General features: G+C 40.0%; 5 protein-coding genes. All 5 read right to left on the reverse strand.

Features of this window, described 5'->3' with window-relative positions; translation table 11 throughout:
* Positions 1-125 precede the first annotated feature (125 nt).
* The 5 genes from CUN59_RS19645 to CUN59_RS19665 all read right to left on the reverse strand — a co-directional run bounded on the left by CUN59_RS19645 (position 126) and on the right by CUN59_RS19665 (position 3,229).
* On the reverse strand, positions 126-338 hold the full coding sequence (locus CUN59_RS19645; protein ID WP_104389419.1) for a hypothetical protein: 213 nt from the start codon (positions 336-338) through the stop codon (positions 126-128).
* Between the two features lie 174 nt (positions 339-512).
* Complete coding sequence (locus CUN59_RS22395; RefSeq protein WP_133164056.1) at positions 513-644, reverse strand: type II toxin-antitoxin system Phd/YefM family antitoxin; 132 nt, start codon at positions 642-644, stop codon at positions 513-515.
* 133 nt (positions 645-777) lie between these two features.
* Positions 778-1,107 carry a ribulose bisphosphate carboxylase small subunit gene (locus CUN59_RS19655; RefSeq protein WP_104389420.1) on the reverse strand — a complete coding sequence of 110 codons (330 nt, stop codon included), beginning with the start codon at positions 1,105-1,107 and terminating at the stop codon, positions 778-780.
* A 213-nt stretch (positions 1,108-1,320) separates the two neighbouring features.
* Positions 1,321-1,728: a RuBisCO chaperone RbcX gene (rcbX, locus tag CUN59_RS19660; RefSeq protein WP_104389421.1), complete on the reverse strand. Its 408-nt coding sequence runs from the start codon at positions 1,726-1,728 to the stop codon at positions 1,321-1,323.
* A gap of 70 nt (positions 1,729-1,798) precedes the next feature.
* The gene (locus tag CUN59_RS19665) at positions 1,799-3,229 is read right to left on the reverse strand and encodes a form I ribulose bisphosphate carboxylase large subunit (RefSeq protein WP_104389422.1); all 1,431 of its coding nucleotides are present in this window, start codon (positions 3,227-3,229) and stop codon (positions 1,799-1,801) included.
* Positions 3,230-3,874 lie beyond the last annotated feature (645 nt).

Raw genomic sequence — 3,874 nt, forward strand, 5'->3', positions numbered from 1 at the left:
ACCAATTTTCGTTGTGTGACAGTTTAAGGTGCGGAAGGTAGGCTAGATGCCCATATTACAGAAAATATAACTTGAGGGTGAACCAACTAAATGTGGGTAATTGTTAATAATTGTTAGCTTTTAGTTTACTGTTGATTAACCTTCCCTATGGAAACAACTTTTTTACCAACTCTTATAGTATTGCGAATCATCTCGTGTAATCTTGTTACGACTTCTTCGGGTAAACCGATCTCCTGCAGCCACAAGTATAAATCACTACTCGAAGTTGATTCTGCTTCTGCATTCCAAAGGGTTATTTTTAACTTGGCCTGTCCTGTAGTTATTTTTCGAGTTTCCATAAGTATTTTTTTTAAATAAGTGTCTTAATTTTTCTAAAAATGTTTACACATTCTAGCTATAAGCCGCAACCGTATAAATACTTTTTTTTTACAGTTTTAAACTACAGATAAACAGGAATTTCAACTTAATATTATGTTGTTTCAGGAGATTTGATTTTATGGACTTAAAAAAGATTAAAACAGAACAGGAATTAATTTAACCACAGGTTGATTATCTTGCATGATGATAATTTCATCACTATTAAGTGGTGCTTCAATTAAATCAGACAAGTGTTGAGATGCTTTATTAACAGTAATTTGTTGCATAATTACCACCTTTAGCCTTTTGTATGTGCTACTCAACCGACAATTATACTCTGTACTAAAAACTAAAAAAGAGAGATAGAAAACTCTATCTCTCACCAGGGTATAAATAAGCTTAATTAAACCAAATCAGATTTTAGTATCTGCTGGGTTTGTGAACGATGAAGCTAAGAACTTGACACTGCTTAATGTTGTCAAAACCAACAACACGGATGTAGCAGTTACCATACTGAGAACGGCAACCTTGAACTTCGCCTAATACTTCTTGAGTAGACTTAGCTCCGAACAAAGGTAACTTCCACATTGTCCAGTAAAGTTCTGTAGGTTCAGAAGTTTCATTGAACTCAATTGCGGGGATGTAGCCTTGGTTCAAAATGTATTGAACTTGCTTGGCAATTTGCGCGTCAGACAGAGGGGGAAGATAAGAAAGGGTTTCGTAACGACGCTCTTTTGGTAAAGTTTGCATAGCTTTTGATAAGTGGGGGAGATTTTTTATTACTTGGTTGACTGACCGGGAATTTTAGATTTTAGATTTTAGATTAAAAAAATTTGCTACAAGTCCCCGTCCTGAAGGAGGGAAAAATCGTAAATCCCAAATCTAAAACTTTCAAGCTTCTACACTTTAGGATGGAGATCGAGTCAATCCAAAATCCAAAATCGTAAATCCAAAATTGAATGACTAATTAGATAAATTATCTAAATTAGGATCAGATATTGTTTGCCTTTCAGTTTTTGGGCTGGTACTTGATAAATTTAGTTGCGTGATGCGTTCGAGATGCTGGCGATGCTGTTCCATATTGGCTTGCTGAATCCCAGTTATGACCATTTCTGGTAAAAACTCTGCCACTTCCGCAGCTATGTATTTCCTGACAGTCATAATCCGCAAAGCCAAATCCGACTTCTCTAGAAACAGTTCCTCAATATAAGCTTCTCCGTCTTGGATTTTTCCAGCCGAGAAGTTTTGCAACCAATGTGCTAGAGGAGGATTTGTTTCGCCTAGCTGTGCCAATACAGTCCTTAGAGCCTGATAAGTCAGGTAGCTTTGGAGAGTTTTGGCTGTGTCTTTCGCAATTTGCTTTAAATCCATGATTGACCCAGCCCTCTAGATTGTTAGATTTTGGATTGTTTATGAATCCAAAATCGCAAATCTTAAATCATCAGACGGTATCCATTGCTTCAAACTCGAACTTAATTTCTTTCCATAGTTCGCAAGCAACAGCCAACTCAGGAGACCACTTAGCAGCTTCGCGGATAATATCGTTACCTTCACGAGCCATGTTACGTCCTTCGTTACGAGCTTGGATACAAGCTTCCAAAGCTACGCGGTTAGCTGTAGCACCAGGAGCATTACCCCAAGGGTGTCCTAAAGTACCACCACCGAATTGTAATACGGAGTCATCACCGAAGATTTCCACCAATGCGGGCATATGCCATACGTGGATACCACCGGAAGCAACTGCCATTACACCAGGTAGAGAAGCCCAGTCTTGGGTAAAGTAAATACCACGAGACTTGTCTTGCTCAACGTAGTTTTCACGCAATAGGTCAACGAAGCCCATAGTGATACCGCGTTCACCTTCCAACTTACCAACAACTGTACCGGTGTGGATGTGATCACCACCAGATAAGCGGAGAGCTTTAGCCAATACGCGGAAGTGGATACCGTGGTTTTTCTGACGGTCAATTACAGCGTGCATAGCACGGTGAATATGCAACAGAATACCATTGTCACGACACCAACGAGCCAAGGTGGTGTTAGCGGTGAAACCTGCGGTCAGGTAGTCGTGCATGATGATGGGCTGTTTGAGTTCTTTAGCGTACTCAGCCCGTTTGATCATCTCTTCGCAGGTGGGGGCGGTAACGTTGAGGTAGTGACCTTTGATTTCGCCGGTTTCTGCTTGTGCTTTGTTGATAGCTTCAGCTACGAACAAGAAGCGATCACGCCATCTTTGGAAGGGAGCAGAGTTGATGTTTTCGTCGTCTTTGGTGAAGTCTAAACCACCACGTAAACATTCGTAAACTGCACGTCCGTAGTTCTTAGCGGAAAGACCTAATTTAGGCTTAATTGTACAACCCAACAGAGGACGACCATACTTGTTCAATTTGTCGCGCTCAACTTGGATACCGTGAGGAGGTCCTTGGAAAGTCTTGATGTAAGCTACAGGGAAACGAATGTCTTCCAAACGCAAAGCCCGTAAAGCTTTGAAACCAAATACGTTACCTACGATGGAGGTTAATACGTTGGTGATAGAACCTTCTTCAAACAAGTCTAAAGGATAAGCAACGTAACAGATGTATTGGTTGTCTTCACCAGGGACTGGTTCGATGTCATAACAACGACCTTTGTAGCGATCTAGATCGGTGAGCAAGTCTGTCCATACTGTTGTCCATGTACCAGTAGAAGACTCAGCAGCTACAGCCGCACCAGCTTCTTCAGGAGGAACTCCGGGTTGGGGGGTCATCCGGAAAGCTGCTAATAAATCTGTATCTTTAGGTGTGTAATCAGGTGTGTAATAAGTTAGTCTGTAATCTTTAACCCCAGCTTGATACCCAGACTTAGCCTGAGTCTTAGTTTGCGCGTAAGACATATTTTCCTTCCAAGAAGTCTTTCTTTTTACTATCAAATCACGTTATGTGCAACTTTTTCTCATTGCTACTCTTTCTTGATTCTTAATGAGATTATAAGTTTTCCTTATATTTAGGGGCGATACGGCTCTATGCTGGCAGTATTAATTCTGCAGGAGTTAGGTTGCAGTGATAATTGCCGCAACCAATTTCTTACCATATTTTCAGACGTACTGTATTAGACGCTGTTATTTTTCGTCCCAGGAATACAAAATCTTTTCATCTTGAGTTTCCATACCTGACTAAACTGGCTTTATGAGCCGTCTGGGAAGTTTGGACTAAAAGCTACATTCCAGTTATCAAGCTGGTTTGTGGCTATTCTCTTTTTTTCCTGATGTCTTGACCTCAAACGGGTAAAGATTGATCATGAAGGCAATTTGGATCTGAGACAGATTTAGTCATGGGATGAGCAAGAAAAGAAGAAGTTGCACATCACAGAATTTGTAGCTTACCCCACAATATATCAATAATTCAATAAGTTATTTTGCGAATTTTCCGAATTAATTTATTTAAATTTGTTATTACATAAAAATTTAACATTTTGTTAAAAATACTTTACAAGTATGTATATCTAGGTGTAATGCGGCTACAACCCACATTCCGCACCC

Origin of the sequence: Cuspidothrix issatschenkoi CHARLIE-1 (assembly GCF_002934005.1) — a bacterium.
GTDB classification, from domain to species: domain Bacteria; phylum Cyanobacteriota; class Cyanobacteriia; order Cyanobacteriales; family Nostocaceae; genus Cuspidothrix; species Cuspidothrix issatschenkoi.